Annotated in this window: 13 protein-coding genes and 1 riboswitch; of the genes, 7 read left to right on the forward strand and 6 right to left on the reverse strand. The window is 61.9% G+C overall.

The window, feature by feature from the left end:
• Window positions 1-80: 80 nt before the first annotated feature.
• Complete coding sequence (locus GR198_RS12130) at window positions 81-1,181, forward strand: DUF2865 domain-containing protein (RefSeq protein WP_164069062.1); 1,101 nt, start codon at window positions 81-83, stop codon at window positions 1,179-1,181.
• A gap of 117 nt (window positions 1,182-1,298) precedes the next feature.
• Here the strand turns inward: GR198_RS12130 and GR198_RS12135 are convergent, their stop codons facing one another.
• A complete protein-coding gene (locus tag GR198_RS12135; RefSeq protein ID WP_164069063.1) occupies window positions 1,299-2,045 on the reverse strand; it encodes an SDR family NAD(P)-dependent oxidoreductase in 747 nt (248 codons plus the stop codon).
• A 218-nt stretch (window positions 2,046-2,263) separates the two neighbouring features.
• Complete coding sequence (gene bluB / locus GR198_RS12140; RefSeq protein ID WP_164051914.1) at window positions 2,264-2,950, reverse strand: 5,6-dimethylbenzimidazole synthase; 687 nt, start codon at window positions 2,948-2,950, stop codon at window positions 2,264-2,266.
• Window positions 2,951-2,992: 42 nt separating this feature from the next.
• A riboswitch (cobalamin riboswitch) is annotated at window positions 2,993-3,180 on the reverse strand.
• Window positions 3,181-3,640: 460 nt separating this feature from the next.
• Between bluB and GR198_RS12145 the strand changes: the two genes are divergently transcribed.
• The 4 genes from GR198_RS12145 to GR198_RS12160 all read left to right on the forward strand — a co-directional run bounded on the left by GR198_RS12145 (window position 3,641) and on the right by GR198_RS12160 (window position 9,265).
• Window positions 3,641-5,044, forward strand: coding sequence for an MFS transporter (locus tag GR198_RS12145; RefSeq protein ID WP_164069064.1), 1,404 nt, complete (start codon window positions 3,641-3,643; stop codon window positions 5,042-5,044).
• A 268-nt stretch (window positions 5,045-5,312) separates the two neighbouring features.
• Entirely contained in the window at window positions 5,313-7,187 is a 1,875-nt protein-coding gene (locus GR198_RS12150; protein WP_017960699.1) for a HAMP domain-containing methyl-accepting chemotaxis protein, read from the forward strand.
• Between the two features lie 60 nt (window positions 7,188-7,247).
• The gene (locus GR198_RS12155) at window positions 7,248-7,829 is read left to right on the forward strand and encodes a PDC sensor domain-containing protein (RefSeq protein ID WP_164069065.1); all 582 of its coding nucleotides are present in this window, start codon (window positions 7,248-7,250) and stop codon (window positions 7,827-7,829) included.
• Window positions 7,830-8,203: 374 nt separating this feature from the next.
• Window positions 8,204-9,265 (forward strand): 3-deoxy-7-phosphoheptulonate synthase, encoded by a 1,062-nt coding sequence (locus GR198_RS12160; RefSeq protein ID WP_164069066.1) that lies wholly within the window; start codon window positions 8,204-8,206, stop codon window positions 9,263-9,265.
• Here GR198_RS12160 and GR198_RS12165 read toward each other — a convergent pair.
• Window positions 9,262-10,089 (reverse strand): TolB family protein, encoded by an 828-nt coding sequence (locus GR198_RS12165; RefSeq protein WP_164069067.1) that lies wholly within the window; start codon window positions 10,087-10,089, stop codon window positions 9,262-9,264. The two genes, GR198_RS12160 and GR198_RS12165, sit on opposite strands and share 4 nt — an antisense overlap.
• 80 nt (window positions 10,090-10,169) lie before the next feature.
• Entirely contained in the window at window positions 10,170-11,849 is a 1,680-nt protein-coding gene (locus tag GR198_RS12170; RefSeq protein WP_164022712.1) for an NAD+ synthase, read from the reverse strand.
• Window positions 11,850-12,041: 192 nt separating this feature from the next.
• Between GR198_RS12170 and GR198_RS12175 the strand changes: the two genes are divergently transcribed.
• Window positions 12,042-12,572 carry a DUF1003 domain-containing protein gene (locus GR198_RS12175; RefSeq protein ID WP_017988514.1) on the forward strand — a complete coding sequence of 177 codons (531 nt, stop codon included), beginning with the start codon at window positions 12,042-12,044 and terminating at the stop codon, window positions 12,570-12,572.
• Here GR198_RS12175 and GR198_RS12180 read toward each other — a convergent pair.
• Complete coding sequence (locus GR198_RS12180; protein ID WP_164022711.1) at window positions 12,569-12,967, reverse strand: GFA family protein; 399 nt, start codon at window positions 12,965-12,967, stop codon at window positions 12,569-12,571. The genes GR198_RS12175 and GR198_RS12180 overlap by 4 nt on opposite strands.
• Before the next feature lie 295 nt (window positions 12,968-13,262).
• On the opposite strand from GR198_RS12180, the gene GR198_RS12185 reads away from it, so the two are divergent.
• Window positions 13,263-15,101: an ABC transporter ATP-binding protein gene (locus GR198_RS12185; protein ID WP_164069068.1), complete on the forward strand. Its 1,839-nt coding sequence runs from the start codon at window positions 13,263-13,265 to the stop codon at window positions 15,099-15,101.
• Window positions 15,102-15,321: 220 nt separating this feature from the next.
• Here GR198_RS12185 and GR198_RS12190 read toward each other — a convergent pair whose 3' ends face one another.
• Window positions 15,322-16,695: a class II 3-deoxy-7-phosphoheptulonate synthase gene (locus GR198_RS12190; RefSeq protein WP_029875504.1), complete on the reverse strand. Its 1,374-nt coding sequence runs from the start codon at window positions 16,693-16,695 to the stop codon at window positions 15,322-15,324.
• Window positions 16,696-16,757: the final 62 nt, after the last annotated feature.

Genomic DNA, 16,757 nt, shown 5'->3' on the forward strand with positions numbered 1-16,757 from the left:
AGAAACACGTTAAGAGACAACGCGCGGCGATCGAGGCCGCAATCGACCGATCGATTCTTTGCTCATTCCGGGACGACGCCGTGAAACGCCGAAACCTGTCTCTTGCCCTTCTCCTTGCCTTTGCGGCGCCTGCGGCCGCGCAAAGCAGCGCCGTCTGTGAAGACCTGCGCGGCCGCCTGGCCGACTTGCCGCGGTCGATCGGCAATGGCAACGGCCCGGAAGCGCGCCAATATTCTAGCGCCATGGCCGAGCAGAACCTCGAGCTGCGCAAAGTTCGCAACGAGCTGCGCAGCAATGGCTGCACCTCGGGCAGCATGGTCGTGATCGGCGGCGAGAATGCCGATTATTGCGCCGAACTCTCGCAGTCCGAAGCCCGCATGATCGACAACATCCGCTATCTCCAGGACCGCCGCAACGAGCTGGCCAGCCAGAATGGCGCCGATGACGACGCGCGCCGCGAACTGGTCGCGGCTCTCGACCGCAACCGCTGCAACAGCGAAAACTTCTATGCTCCGAGCGACCGCAGCGCCAACGAACCGGCTCCGAGCGTCGAGGAACAGGCGATGCGCACCAATACCTTCATTCCGCTCGGCGGCGGTGAAGAGGTCGATCCGCGCTACGGCCTGCCGCGGGCCGAGATGCTCTCGCCGGTCAGCACCATGTGTGTGCGCAGCTGCGACGGCGGCTTCTTCCCGATCAGCTCGAACGCCACATCGGTCGATTTCGGCCGCGACGCCCAAACCTGCGCCAAGATGTGCCCGGGCATCGAGACCGAACTGTACTATCGTGACGTGACAAGCACCGAAGCCTCGAACATGATCTCGGTCGCAACGGGCACGCCCTACAGCGCCATGAAGAACGCCTTTGCCTACAAGAACCGCACGCCCGGGGAAAAGTCCGCCTGCGCCTGCAATCTCACCGCCTATTACGAGGAGATGCGCGGCAAGCAGGCGGTGAGCGAACCGCCGCAGCAGGGCTCGATCACCACCATCCGCACCAATCCCCCGGCGAAGGATGGCACAGCGCAGATCGCACCGCAGCAGTCCGTTCCCGAGCGTCCGTATGATCCGACGCAGAACCGCGTCCGTCAGGTCGGCCCGCAGTTCCTGGCCGGCGATCAGGGGTCGATTGATCTCGCCAACCCGGCAACGTCAGGTCCGCAGCCGCAACAGCAGCAGTGATCGAACAGCTGGAACGGCGGTGGCCGAGCCATAGCGGCGTTGTGCCAGGATACATGAGATGACGGCGATGTCGCGTGAACGTGCGGCGGGATGTGAATGCGGGTCGCTCGAGCATGGTCAGTAGGTCGTACGACCGCCGCTCAGGTCGAACGTCGATGCGGTCGTGTAGGAGTTCTCTTCGGAGAGCAGCCAGACGACCATCGAAGCGATCTCACGCAGTTCGACAAAACGGTCGCGCGGAATGCGGACGCGCATATATTCGATAAATTCGGCTGTCAGCCCGTCCAATATAGGTGTCTTTGCTGTGGTCGGCGTTACCGCGTTCACGGCGATTCCCGTCTTTGCGAGTTCCTTGCCAAGAGACTTGGTGAAGCCCAGCACACCAGCTTTCGCTGCGCTGTAGGCGGCGATGTTCGGATTTCCTTCCTTGCCCGCAACCGAAGAGATGTTCACGATCCGTCCGTAATCGCGTTTTGACATGACCGGAACGACGTGCCTGCAACAATTGAAGGTTCCCGTCAGGCAGACATCGACGACGTCTTTCCACTCGTCGAGATCGTATTCGATCGTGGGTTTTACCGGACCGGTAATCCCGGCGGAATTGACGAGGCCGTCGATACGGCCAAAAATCTCCTCGGTCGTCGCCGCCGCGTTTTTCACTGATTGGGGATCTGCGACGTTGACGCCGAAAGCGACCGTGCCGGATCCGAGAGCGGTAGCGCTGTCCTTCGCCATGCTTTCGTTCAAGTCCCAGATGGCCACCTTGCCACCAGACTGGATGACGCGCTCTGCGATCGCGTAGCCGATGCCCCGCGCACCGCCTGTGATCACGATGATGCGTTCCTTCAAGTCGATCATGTTCATTGGGCCGTTATCCTCCGATTGAGCCGCCGATAGCCGAATATCTATTGGAAATTCCGAGATTCGCCTTCAGCGTATCGATATGAAGGCCAGGAATAAAGATATCTCGGCCTCGCCCGGCGTCGGCGATACCGACATCGGTTTGCTCACCTTGACGGTCAATGGCGTGACTGTGCGATTGAGGCCATGCTCGACCGCACGGCCCCCGGGAAGACCGTGCCCTAGGTGTTCAGTCCCCACCCATCATGGAAGACGAGGTCTTCGAGCGGCAGCCGCTGCCGCCAGCCTTTGACGGAGAGTTCCGGCTCATCATAGAGCCGATCGACGAAACCGGCACAGAGCCAGGCGATCACCTCGATATGCTCGGGTATGCCGAGAATGGTTTTCAGATCGCCTTCGCGAAAAATGCTGACCCAGCCGATGCCGACCCCTTCCGCCCGCGCCGCCAGCCAGAGATTCTGAATGGCGCAGACGGTCGAGTATGAATCCATCTTCGGATTGTGGGTGCGCCCCAGCACCACGCTGCCGCTGCGCGTGGGATCGCAGGTCACGCATATGCCGAGCGGCGCCTCGACGATGCCTTCGAGCTTGAGGGCGCGGTAGGCCTGCTGCCGCTCGCCGGCAAACATCTGCGCCGCCTCCTCGTTGGCACTCGCAAAGGCATCCCGGACGCGCGCCCGCACAGCGGCACTTTTCACCAGAATGAAATTCCACGGCTGCATGAAGCCGACCGAGGGTGCGTGGTGAGCGGCCGTCAGCAGCCGCTGCACGACATCGTCAGGCAAAGGATCGGGTCGAAACTGGCTGCGAACGTCGCGCCGCGTCATGATCGCGTGATAGACGGCCTCGCGTTCGGCCAAGGAAAAACCGGACGCCGCCGAAAGGGCATCCTCATCAAAGGGTCGCATCGTCAAATCCCCAACAACGCGACCGCCCCGCTGTCCGCGCGGATCGGTCTATCTTGCCAGGCCGGTCTTCTGACTCGGCGTCATCCGTCTGCCGCAGCCTTCCCGGCGAAAAGCCAGTGGCGTGATGAAGCGGCAAGCGTCGGCCTTACAGCGTTGGGCACGTTCCGGTCTTGCACCGGATTCTCGATTCTCCCGCCTTATCGGCGGGCACCTGACGGCGCATCTATTTCAGGAAAGCGCGGCGGCGGCAAGCCGGCTCCGATGCCACCGTCAAGCCGGGCGCTGCCACCGCTCTTCTCTTCAGCTTGCATGGGGGAACACGGCGCTGCCACGAATCTCTTCTCCCCAGCGGGAAGTTACAAAGGTGCCGGCAGGCGGTTGAGGGGGCGAGCGGCGAAGCCGCGAATGCGCTGAGCGCAAGCGAAGAGCAATGAAGGGCGTGCGTGTGGCCCCTCATCCGACCCTGCGGGCCACCTTCTCCCCGCCGGGGAGAAGAGGGTGCAAGCCGCAGCCTCGATCAATCCCCCAAGTCTCCGCGAAGAGGAAAGGGAACAAGCTCACCCGCGTCGGTTTGAAGCGGCTAGGCAAGCCCCTTCATCGATAGTTTCTATGGCCTTGTCCCCGCCGAAGGGGTATGGACTGATACAATTCTTCGCAGCATCCCGGTTGCCCGTGCCCCGCCTCACACCCATGATCCTTGCGGTCGCCCTGTTCATGGAACAGATGGATTCGACCGTGATCGCCACCAGCCTGCCGGCAATCGCCGCCGATATCGGCACCTCGCCGATCGCGCTGAAGCTTGCCGTCACCAGCTATCTCGTGGCACTGGCGATCTTCATCCCGATCAGCGGCTGGATGTCCGATCGTTTCGGTGCGCGCAACATCTTCCGCATGGCGATCTTCGTTTTCATGATCGGCTCGATCGCTTGCGCCTTTTCCAACTCGATCACGGCCTTCGTCGTCTCGCGCCTGATCCAGGGCGCCGGCGGCTCGATGATGACCCCGGTCAGCCGCCTGCTGCTGGTCAGGGGAACTCCGCGCCACGAACTCGTCGATGCCATGGCCTGGCTTACCATTCCCGCTTTGATCGGCCCGATCATGGGTCCGCCGATCGGCGGTTTCCTCACCACCTATCTCACCTGGCACTGGATCTTCTGGATCAACGTCCCGATCGGCGTGCTCGGCATCATCCTCGTCACACGCTTCCTGCCGGCGGTCGAGCCACGCAGTCCGCGGCCGATGGACTTCCCCGGCTTCTTCCTTTGCGGCATCGGCTTCTCCGGCTTCGTCTTCGGCGTGTCGGTGATCAGCCTGCCGGCCGTGCCCGTCATCTACGGTTATGTCACGGTTGCGATCGGCATCCTTGCCGGCCTCCTCTACCTCCTGCATGCTCGCCGCGCGCCCTATCCGCTTCTCGACCCGAAGATGTTCCGTTACCCGATGTTTCGGGCAGCGATCCTCGGCGCCTCGAATTTTCGCATGGGGCTCGGCGCCCTGCCCTTCCTGATGCCATTGATGCTGCAGCTCGGCTTCGGCCTGACGCCGCTGCAATCGGGCTCGGTCACCTTCGTCAGCGCGCTCGGCTCCATGGGCTCGAAATTCGCAGCCTCGCGCACCTTCAATGCTTTCGGCTTTCGCACGGTGATCTCGCTCACCACCTTGCTGGCGGCGATCTTCCTCGGCATCAACGGCCTGTTCACCGCCGAAACGCCGCTGTTCCTGATCATGGCCTGCCTGCTGATCGGCGGCCTGTTCCGCTCCCTGGCTTTCTCGGGCGTCAACGCCATGGCCTTCGGCGATGTCGATGACGCCGACAGCAGCCAGGCAACCGCGATCAATGCCGTTGCCCAGCGTATCTCCATGGCGATGGGTGTGGCGATCGCCGGCGGCATCCTCGAAATTTCGAGCAGCTTTCACGGCGGCAGGCTGCTGGTCTCTGATTTCCATATCGCCTTCTTCAGCGTCTCGGCGATTTCGGCACTGGCCTGCATCACCTTCCTGCGCCTGCCGCATGATGTCGGCGCGGAGCTGACGGCGCGCGGCCGCAAGCGCCGGCATGCCGAGCCCGAAGAGGCCGTGGCGGAAAATAGCTGATCTCCCTGGCGCGATGGAGCACTCTTCCCACAGCGGTTCGCAAACCTCGACGCAGGCGCGCCAGAGTGAAATGACCCGCGTGTGCTCCGGCATACCATTCTACTTTATGATTTATTCACATATCAAATACACACTGCGTTTGCGCGTTTTGGGTTGCAATCCGGACATGGGCATGAGGGCTCGTGATGTGACCGTCAGCGCGGATGCCCGTATTGAGACGCCGGTCGGGAACATGTCCGACTGAGCCGCAATTCTAGGCCGCCGCGGAATGTTCCAATTTTTGAAAACGATGCCTCTGACAGCCAAGCTGGCGGCGATTATCGTTGCCGTCAATCTCTGCGGCATTTCCGCTTTCGCCACCTATACCTGGATGTACGAAACCCGGGCATTGATCGATGGCGCCAAGGCGAACTGGTCCAAGGATGCGGAGCAGTTTGCATCTCTGGCCGCCGGCGGCGTGAAATGGGGGAAGGCGAACGCCGTTCGAGAGGCTTATTCGCTCTACCGCGACGACCCCTCGCTCGATCTTGTGCAGTTTGCCGCATTCAACGCCGAACCTGCCGCCGTCGATACATGGACACGCGACGGCATCAACGGTTTGCCCACACCGGCGGACCTGGCGAAGAGCCTTAGTGCGAAGCCGGAAAAAACGACGATTGATGACAGTGGAATATCCGCTGGCGTGATCACGATCATCGCGCCGCTTCCGCTGGACAAGTCAGGCAAGGCCGCCGGTTACATCGTCACGAATTGGTCTGTCGAAAAAATCGCTGCCGAAGTCAGGCAGAAGGTTCTCATTTCGCTGCTCACGCAGTCCGCGATCACCGCCATGGCCGTCGTTGCCTTCCTTCTCGCCATGCGCAGCCTGGTCGGCCGGCCCATCAGGGTGATCAGCGAACGAATCAGCGCGTTGCAGAAAGGCGATTTGGCCTCTCCCGTTACCTACAAGGAAAATGGCGACGAGATCGGCTTTCTGGCGCGCGCGTTGGAAGTTTTCCGTCATGAAGCGATCGCCAAGGTCGAAAGAGAGCAGGCCGCTGCCGAGCAGAGCGCTTCGCTCGACGCCGAACGGGCGCGCAACGCATTGTTCACGGAAGAGGCCAGCAACACCCAGCGGCTGGTCATGACCGCTCTTGCAAACTCACTGGAAAAGCTTGCCGCAGGCGACTTCTCGATACACCTGGCCGATCTCGGTCCTGAATTCGATAAATTGCGGCAGGATTTCAACAACATGGTCGAAGCGGTCGCGGCTGCGCTGACAGAGATCAAGACCGCCTCGGTCGCGGTCGAAGGCGGGTCGAGCGAGCTGGCATCCTCCGCCGATCAACTCGCCAGGCGGACCGAGCAGCAGGCGGCAGCATTGGAACAGACCGCCGCGGCACTGGATGAGGTGACCACCACGGTCAGAACATCGTCGCAGCGAGCCGAAAATGCCGGCAAGCTGGTCGAGGAAACCAAGCGGAGCGCTCATGTCTCGGCAACGGTGGTGCGTGATGCAATCGGAGCGATGGACCGCATTCAGACCTCGTCGAGTCAGATCGGCCGCATCATCGGCGTCATCGACGAAATCGCGTTCCAGACAAACCTACTGGCGCTGAATGCCGGCGTCGAGGCGGCGCGCGCCGGCGAGGCCGGCAAGGGTTTTGCGGTTGTCGCGCAGGAGGTGCGTGAACTCGCCCAGCGGTCGGCAAATGCGGCAAAGGAAATCAAGAACCTGATCAACGTATCCGGCCAGGAAGTTGCCGCGGGCGTCGGGCTGGTGAACGAAACCGGCGACGCCTTGCTGAAGATCGAGGAGCAGATCAACCGCATCAGCGACAGTATCGCTTCCATCGTCCAGTCCTATCGCGAACAGGCGACGGGTCTGCAGGAAATCAACGGCGCGATCAACCAGATGGATCAGGCGACACAGCAGAACGCGGCAATGGTCGAGGAAACGAACGCGGCCTGCCAGGAACTGCTGCAGCAGGGACGTCTTCTGCAGGACTCGGCCGGCAGGTTCGTCGTCGGCGCGTCTGCGGCCAGCCAGCCCAGACCCGTTCAAGTCGCCCGCCAATCTCGTCCCGAACCGAGAGCCCTCGTACAGCGGCATGCAGGAAATGCCGCCGTTGCCGCTGCTCCCGGTGCCTGGGAGGAGTTCTGACCTCATCTTCGTCCAATAAGCCTTAGTTCTCAGCAACCGATAATCAGGAAGGAAACAGCTATGAAGAAAGTCGTGCCCGCATTTCTTTTGGCCTGCACCGCATTTGCCATGCCCATGGGCGTATCCATGGCGCAGGATGCCAAGCTTGCCCCGATCTCCGACTACGTGACAAGCGATGTAAAGCCCTGGCTTAACGACCCCGCCATCATCGAGGCTGTCAAGGCGCAGAACACTGCCAACGCCAATCTCAGCGCGGCCGATGTCGACGCCCTCGACAAGAAGTGGCGTGCCGAAGTCGATGGCTCCGACCACTCAATGATCGACGGCGTGCTTAACAATGCACTGTCGAAGTTCCTTCAGGGAAAGAAGGAGGCTTCCGGTGGCAAGATCACCGAGATCTTCGTCATGGATGCAAAGGGCCTGGACGTCGGTCAAAGCGACATCACATCCGACTACTGGCAGGGCGACGAAGCCAAGTTCCAGAAGTCCTTTGGCTCCGGCAAGGACGCCGTCTTCGTCGATGAGATCGAAAAGGATGAGTCGACCCAGACGCTGCAGTCGCAGGCAAGTGTCACGATTTTCGACGACAAGGGAACGCCGATCGGCGCCATCACCGTCGGTGTGAATGTCGACGCTCTCTGATCTCAGGAACGACATTCGAAAGCAATAAACCATATCGCCCGGGCATGCACGGTTCGGGCGATATGCATAAACAAAGACTTGCAAGACATCGCATGAGCGAGATCGAGTGCGGCGTGCCTTCTTGGGGGGTATGCGCGCCCGCAAGAGCGCCAGTTTTTCAGGCGGCAAATTCTGCGTGACAATGCCTGGTCTTGGCGCTACACACGCCTCATGTCGATCACGTCAACCTACGCCTCGGGATTTTATTGGTACCGCTGCTCCCAGCGGATGCGGGTCCATGCGTAACTGAATTCGACGCGACGACAACCCGAACAGCCGCTAGTCTACCTGGCGGCTTTTTTGTTCCGCCGGTATGACCAAACAGGAGCCATACCGTGTCTGATGCCATTGATGATCTGCGTATCGTCGAAATCACCCCGCTGACCAAACCTGCCGATATCATTGCGGAAATCCACCGCAATACTGCTGTCACCGAGACCGTGACCAGCAATCGCGATGCGATCCATAAGATCCTCCAGGGCGAGGACGATCGGCTGATCGTCGTCATTGGCCCTTGCTCCATCCACGACCCTGCCGCGGCCAGGGAATACGCCGCGCTGCTGGAAGAGCAGCGACGTCGCTTCGCCGGCGATCTTGAGATCGTCATGCGCGTCTATTTCGAAAAGCCCCGCACGACCGTCGGCTGGAAGGGCCTGATGAACGACCCGCATCTCGACGGCAGCTACCGCATCGAGGAAGGGTTGAGGATTGCGAGACGCCTGCTGCTCGATATCAATGCCATGGGTCTTCCGGCCGGCGTCGAATTCCTCGACACGATCACGCCGCAATACATCGCCGATCTCGTCAGTTGGGGTGCGATCGGCGCGCGCACGACCGAAAGCCAGGTCCACAGGCAGCTTGCCTCCGGCCTTTCCTGCCCGATCGGCTTCAAGAACGGTACCGACGGCGGCGTGCGTGTGGCGCTGGACGCCATCCTCGCCGCCTCGCAGCCGCATCACTTCCCGGCGGTGACCAAGGATGGACAGGCGGCCATCGCCTCGACGAGGGGCAATGAGGACTGCCACATAATCTTACGCGGCGGCAAGCGGCCGAACTATGAAGCGGCCGACGTCGAAGCGGTGACCGGCGAAGCCGTCAAGCTTGGCGTCGCCCCACGCATCCTCATCGATGCCAGCCATGCCAACAGTGGCAAGGACCCGATGAACCAGCCGCTCGTCGTCAAATCCGTCGCCGCACAGATTGCCGCCGGCAACAGCGACATCAAGGGCATGATGATCGAAAGCAACCTCGTCGCCGGCCGCCAGGATCTCGTTCCCGGCAAACCGCTGGTCTACGGCCAGTCCATCACCGACGGCTGCATCGACTGGGCTATGTCGGTCGCGGTGCTGGAAGACCTGGCGACATCCGCCCGCGAGCGGCGCCGGACCCGCGCTTAAGCGGCCGGGAAATAGCGGACATAGGCAAACACTTCGCCGTCAGGAGACCAGCAGGGCACGTTGATCGTGCCCTGCCCTCCGAAAAGCTCGAACAGCGTCTTCAGATTGCCGCCGTCCATATCCATCAGCCGCAGCCGCACGTCGAGGTCGCGCGGATGGTCGAACACCGATGGGTCGTAAGACAGGAGCAGCACCAAGTCGTTGTTGGGCGACGGATGAGCGAACCAGTTGCCCTGATTGTCCGAGGTCACCTGTTCGAGCCCAGTGCCATCGGGATGGATGCGCCAGATCTGCATCAGCCCGGTACGGCTGGAATTGAAATAGATCCATTGGCCGTCGGCGGAATAGTCCGGTCCGTCATTGCGGCCCTCGCCATGCGTCAGCCGCGTCTCGGCGCCGCCGTCGACGGAGATGGTGTAGATATCGAAGAGGTCGTCGCGGATGCCGCAATAGGCGAGCTGGCGCCCGTCCGGCGACCAGCCATGCCAGTAGGATGGCAGGTTCTCGGTGATCAGGCGCGGCGTGCCGCCTTCGATCGGCAGGGTATAGATCGCCGACTTGCCGAATTCGGTCTTGTCGGAAATGACGATCTCAGTGCCATCGGGCGAAATGCCGTGGTCATTGTTGCAGTTGACGGCAAAGCCTGTATCGACCTTGACCACCTCGCCGCCATCAAGCGGCAACCGGTAAAGCAGCCCGTCGCCGTTCAAGAGCAGGTAGGAACCATCCGGCGAGAAGTTCGGCGCCTCCACCAGCCTGTCCGTCTGCCAGACCTCCCGGGCCCTGCCCGTCCTGACATTGTAGATCTCAACCGAACTGCGCATGTTTCCTCCCGAAAAGCTTGATGCCGTCAGCGATCTCGCTTGCGTCAGCGATCTCGATTGCGTCAGCGATCTCGATTGCGTCAGCGGTCCCTGAACCGGTTGGTGATGGGATAGCGCCGGTCGCGGCCGAAATTTTTCTTGGTGATCTTCACGCCCGGCGCCGATTGCCGGCGCTTGTATTCGGCGAGATAGAGCAGATGCTCGACCCGGTGAACGGTCGCAACATCATGGCCGCGCGCGACGATCTCCTCGACCGCCATCTCCTTCTCCACCAGGCATTCGAGAATATCGTCGAGCACGGGATAGGGCGGCAGCGAATCCTGGTCCTTCTGATCCGGACGCAGTTCCGCCGATGGCGCCTTGTCGATGATATTCTGCGGGATCACCTCGCCCGACGGTCCCAGCGCACCCGGCGGCACGTTTTCATTGCGCCAGCGGGAAATCGCATAGACCTGCATCTTGTAGAGGTCCTTGATCGGATTGAAGCCGCCGTTCATGTCGCCGTAGAGCGTGGCGTAACCGACCGACATTTCCGACTTGTTGCCCGTCGTCACCACCATCGAGCCAAACTTGTTGGAGATCGCCATCAGGATGACGCCGCGCGCCCGGCTCTGCAGGTTCTCCTCGGTGATGCCGCTATCCGTGCCTTCGAAAAGGCTGGCGAGCGCGCTGCTGAAACCCGTCACCGGCTGTTCGATCGGCACGATATCGTAGCGGCAGCCGAGCGCCTTGGCGCAATCGGCCGCATCCTTCAGCGAATCCTCGGAAGTGTAGCGGTAGGGCAGCATGACTGTGCGCACCCGCTCCTCGCCGAGCGCATCGACGGCAATTGCCGCACAGATCGCCGAGTCGATTCCGCCGGAAAGGCCGAGCACCACGGTCTTGAAGCCGTTCTTGTTGACGTAGTCGCGAAAGCCGAGCAGGCAGGCGCGGTAATCGGCCTCCTCGCTTTCAGGGATATGCGCCATCGGCCCTTCGGCGCAATGCCAACCATCTTCGCCGCGCTTCCACGTCGTCACTGCAAGCGCCGTCTCGAACTGGCTCATCTGGAAGGCGAGCGACTTGTCGGCGTTGAAGGCGAAGCTCGCCCCGTCGAAGACAAGTTCGTCCTGGCCGCCGAGCTGGGCGGCATAGATCAGCGGCAGGCCGGTCTCGATCACCTGCTTCAGCACCACCTGATGGCGGATATCGACCTTGCCGCGATAATAGGGCGAACCATTCGGCGACAGCAGGATCTCGGCCCCGCTTTCGGCCAGCGTCTCGCAGACGCCGAGATCGCCCCAGATATCCTCGCAGATCGGAATGCCGATGCGCACGCCGCGGAAATTCACCGGCCCCGGCATTGCGCCCTGGTCGAAGACGCGCTTCTCGTCGAATTCGCCGTAATTCGGCAGGTCGATCTTATCGCGCACCGCGATCACTTTGCCGCCGTCGAGCACGGCGACCGAATTGTAGCGCCCGGTGTCGTCCTGCCGGGGAAAGCCGATGATGACGCCAGGCCCGCCATCGGCGGTATCGGCCGCGAGATTCTCGACCGCCTTCCAGCAGGCGCGGATGAAGGCGGGCTTCAGCACCAGATCTTCAGGCGGATAACCGGAGATGAAAAGTTCGGTGAGGACGAGCAGTTGCGCGCCCTCCCGGGCAGCATCGGCGCGCGCCTCGCGCGCCCTCGTCAGATTGCCGGCGACATCGCCGACCGTCGGGTTGAGCTGGCCGATGGCGATGCGGAAGATATCAGAAAGCGCGTTTTCCTGTGTCATGTCATTTATTTAGCCTGCACCTTTCACGACCGCAACACGTTCGGGCCGAAAGCAGCACCTCGCGACGACGAAATTTTTATGAACGGATCGCGCGTGCCCCCGCGCGGCACCGATACGCATTGCAATTTGCCTCCGGAGCGGAATACTGGCGCCGAAAGCGACTGCATCGATAACCGGCATCGGAAACAGGCAATGTCTAATCTTTCGAATTTCGTGCATCATCACTTCGACAAGCCGGCCGATGAACTCGGCGACATCGAGAAGCGCGTGCTGGCGAAAACGCACGCGCGCAAGATCATCTCGACTGACGTCAATGCAGCCTTATCCGCCGAGTCATCGTTCGGCGAGCGTATCGCCGATGGCATCGCCCGCGTCGGCGGCTCCTGGTCCTTCATACTCGCCTTCCTCGCCTTTCTCGCCGTCTGGACACTGATGAACACCATCGGTCTGGTGGCGAATCCCTTCGACCCATACCCCTTCATTTTTCTGAATCTGATCCTGTCGATGATCGCCGCCATCCAGGCGCCGATCATCATGATGTCCCAGAACCGGCAGGCCGAGCGCGACCGCTTCGAGGCCGCCAAGGATTACGAGGTCAATCTCAAGGCCGAGCTTGAGGTGCTCTCCCTGCATCAGAAGATCGATATGAGCGTGCTGACCGAGCTGACGGCGCTGCGCGAGGATGTGGCCCGCCTCACAGCTGCGCTTGCCGCCAAGGGCTAAACCGGATTCACCGCGTATTGCGGAAGGCCGTCCGATATCTCGTAGAAATCGCCCTTGTCGGCGCAGTAGATATGATGGCCGAAGGCAAGGCCGCTCGGCTCGTCGAAGGCGCCCGCCATGACCGAAATCTCGGCCGATCCGTCCGCCTGCCAGAACAGCGCCGAACCGCAATTCGAGCAGAAGCCGCGCTGCGCCTCTTCGCTCGACCGGTACCAGCGGACCGCCTCGGTGCCATCAACCGAAAGAGCCGCGCGGGCCACGTTGACCGCGGCGTAATAAAACCCCGTCTGCCGGCGGCACTGCGAGCAATGGCAGCCGACGACAGGTCCTGGCTTCGCCGTCGTTGAAAATCGCACGGCGCCGCAAAGGCAGCCGCCTGTATGCCGTTCGGTCATCATCGCCCTCCCGTTTATGACGGGACGTTGCCGCCGATCGCCCCCGGCGTCAAATCCATTCCGTTCAACGAAATCATCAGAAATCTTGAAAATCGCCGGCCTTATGCATGCTTGGTCGGCTCGAGCACCTGTTGCTCGACGACAACAGCCGCCAATCTCATCTCATCCCGGCATTGAATCGCCGGCTGTTGTCGGCGATACTTAAGGTCCAATTTATTCAACCCCCGGGAGACTGACATGAGAGCGACCCTGTCCGAACAGAAAGGAAAAATCCCCCACAAGGACATTCAGCTTCATGAACATTCGGTTCTCCCGCGCGAGGAAAAGCTCGCGACGCCATAACCTCTTCCCGAGATTCTCCCGCGACGATGCGAATGCCGCCGACCGCGAGCGGCGCTGGTCGCGTATGCGCAAATTCCTCTCCTACTACCGTCCGCACCTGCCTTTGCTGCTGGCGGATCTGCTTTGCGCCATCCTGGTCGCCGGTACGGCGGTCGCCCTGCCGCTCTGCGCCAACGTCGTCACGAGCCGCCTTCTGGCTCTGCCCGACGCGCCGCAGGCCTTCGCACACATCCTTGCGATGGGCGGCGTCATGCTGGCCGTTCTGGCGGTCCAGATCATCGCCATCTTCTTCGTCGATTATCGCGGCCATGTGATGGGCGCGCGCATCGAAGCAACGGTGCGCCAGGAACTCTTCGAGCACTGCCAGAAGCTCTCGTTCAGCTTCTACGACCGCCAGCGCACCGGCCAGCTGATGAGCCGCATCACCAATGACAGCCTGTGGCTGGGCGAGCTCTTTCATCATGGTCCCGAGGATCTTTCCATCGCCGTACTCAAATACGGCGGCGCCATGCTGGTACTGTTCTTCATCGATCCGCCATTGGCGGCTCTCATCCTGCTGCTCACTCCGGCGGCGGTCGCCTATGCGCTCTATTTCAACCGCCGCATGAACCGCGCGCTCGAAGCCAGCAAACGGCAGATCGCCGCCGTCAACGAGCGCGTCGAGGACGCTCTTGCGGGCATCCGCGTCGTCCAGTCCTTTGCCAACGAGGCGCTGGAGAAGGAACGCTTCGCCGAGCAGAACCGGCGTTTCTTGCAAAGCCGCGCCGAGGGCTACCGCAGCGAAGCCTGGTTTTCGGTCGGCACCGAAACCTTCGCCCAGCTCGTCACCATATTGGTGATCATCGTCGGCGGCCTGCGCATTCTGGCGGCGGAACTGACCGTGCCTGATATGCTGACCTTCCTTCTCTGCGTCACCGTGCTGGTCGATCCCGTGCAGCGGCTGGCGAATTTCGTGCGTCTCTGGCAGGAGGGTTACACCGGCTTCGTCAGGGCCATGGAGATCCTGGAGATCGCCCCCGATATAACGGATCGGCCGGAGGCGCGTCCGATGCCGGCACCAAGGGGCGAGATCAGTTTTTCCAACGTCGCCTTCGGTTACGAGGCAGATGGCCCGCGGGTGCTCGAGCAGCTGTCGCTCACCATCGCTCCCGGGGAGTTCGTCGCGCTGGTCGGCCCGTCAGGGGTCGGCAAGAGCACACTTTGCGCGCTGATACCGCGTTTCTACGATGTCGAGGCCGGGGCGATCCGCATCGATGGCACCGATATCCGCGAGGTGACACTGGCATCGCTCCGGCGCCATGTCGGGGTGGTACAGCAGGATGTCTACCTCTTTGCCGGTACGGTGGCGGAAAACCTGCGTTACGGCCGGCCCGACGCCAGCGATGCCGAGCTGGAGGCGGCCGCGCGCGCCGCCAATGCGCACGACTTCATCAGCGCCCTGCCCCATGGCTATGACACCGATATCGGCCAACGCGGCGTCAAGCTCTCGGGCGGCCAGCGCCAGCGCATCACCATCGCCCGCGCCTTCCTCAAGAATCCGGAAATCCTGATCTTCGACGAAGCAACCAGCGCGCTCGACAACGAGAGCGAACGGGCGGTGCAGCAGGCGCTGCTCAGCCTGGCAAACGGCCGAACCACCCTGGTCATCGCCCACCGTCTGTCGACCGTCCGCCATGCCGACCGCATCCTGGTCCTGACGGCTGATGGCATCGTCGAGCAGGGCACACATGACGAGCTCATGACGCAAGACGGCGTCTACGCCAATCTGCACAGCGTCCAGGCCAGCATCTGAGCGTCCGGTGCGCGCGCACGGCAACAAAAAGCCCGGCGGTTCGCCGGGCTGCTAACAAGTCGGCCAACTCCTCTTTCGTCATGCTCGGGCTTGTCCCGAGCATCTGCAGCCGGCGCAGCAGATCCTCGGCAAAAGGCCGAGGATGACGTCGGGTAAAGAGCGAGGCCTGTCAATAAAAAGCCCGGTGAACCGGGCTTTTCGTCATCTGTCTGGGCCGCTGTCAGCCGTTGGCGACCATCCGCTTTTCGTCGCGGCCGCCCTTCATGCGCTCGGCAAGCAGGAAGGCGAGTTCGAGCGCCTGGTCGGCGTTGAGGCGCGGATCGCAATGGGTGTGGTAGCGGTCCTGCAGGTCTTCTGCGGAGACCGCGCGGGCGCCGCCGGTGCACTCGGTCACGTCCTTGCCAGTCATCTCGATATGGATGCCACCCGGATGCGAGCCTTCGGCGCGGTGGATCTGGAAGAAGCTTTCGACTTCCGACAGGATCCGCTCGAAGGGACGGGTCTTGTAGTTGTTGAGCGTGATCGTGTTGCCGTGCATCGGATCGCAGGACCAGACGACCTTGCGGCCCTCGCGCTCGACGGCGCGAATGAGCTTCGGCAGGCTGTCGGCGACCTTCTCATGGCCGAAGCGGCAGATCAGCGTCAGGCGCCCGGCCTCGTTGGCAGGATTCAGGATGTCGATCAGTTGCAGCAGATCGTCGGCCTGCAGCGACGGGCCGCATTTCAGGCCGATCGGGTTCTTGATGCCGCGGCAATATTCGACATGCGCATGGTCGGCCTGGCGCGTGCGGTCGCCGATCCAGATCATGTGGCCTGACGTGGCATACCAGTCGCCCGAGGTGGAATCGACACGGGTCAGCGCCTCCTCGTAGCCGAGCAGCAGCGCCTCATGGCTGGTGAAGAAATCGGTCTCGCGCAGGCTTGGATGGTTTTCCGAGGTGATGCCGATCGCCTTCATGAAATCCATGGTCTCGCTGATGCGGTCGGCGAGCTTGCGGTAGCGCTCGCCCTGCGGGCTGTCCTTGACGAAGCCGAGCATCCACTGATGTACGTTTTCGAGATTGGCGTAACCGCCCATCGCGAAGGCGCGCAGAAGGTTCAGCGTCGCAGCCGACTGGCGATAGGCCATGGCCTGGCGTTCCGGGTTCGGAATGCGCGACTCCTCGGTGAACTCGATGCCGTTGATGATGTCGCCGCGATAGGCCGGCAGCGTCACGTCGCCCTGCTTCTCGACATTCGACGAACGCGGCTTGGCGAACTGGCCGGCGATGCGGCCGACCTTGACGACCGGCAGCTGCGCACCGAAGGTCAGCACCACGGCCATCTGCAGGAAGGCGCGGAAGAAGTCGCGGATATTGTCGGCGCCGTGTTCGGCGAAGCTCTCGGCGCAGTCGCCGCCCTGCAGCAGGAAGCCGTTGCCTTCAGCGACATTGGCGAGATGCTTCTTCAGGCGCCGCGCTTCACCTGCAAAGACAAGCGGCGGATAGCTGGCGAGCGTGGCTTCCGTTGCCGCCAAAGCGGCCGCGTCGGGATACTCGGGAACCTGCAGGATCGGTTTTTGCCGCCAGCTGCTCGGGGTCCAATTGTCTGCCATCTCACTCACCTGTTCTCACATCCATACCTCAGGATGCCCTCAATATGCGGCGGCTTATAGAC

The organism is Rhizobium leguminosarum, assembly GCF_010668065.1.
In the GTDB taxonomy this organism is placed as follows: Bacteria; Pseudomonadota; Alphaproteobacteria; order Rhizobiales; family Rhizobiaceae; genus Rhizobium; species Rhizobium leguminosarum_S.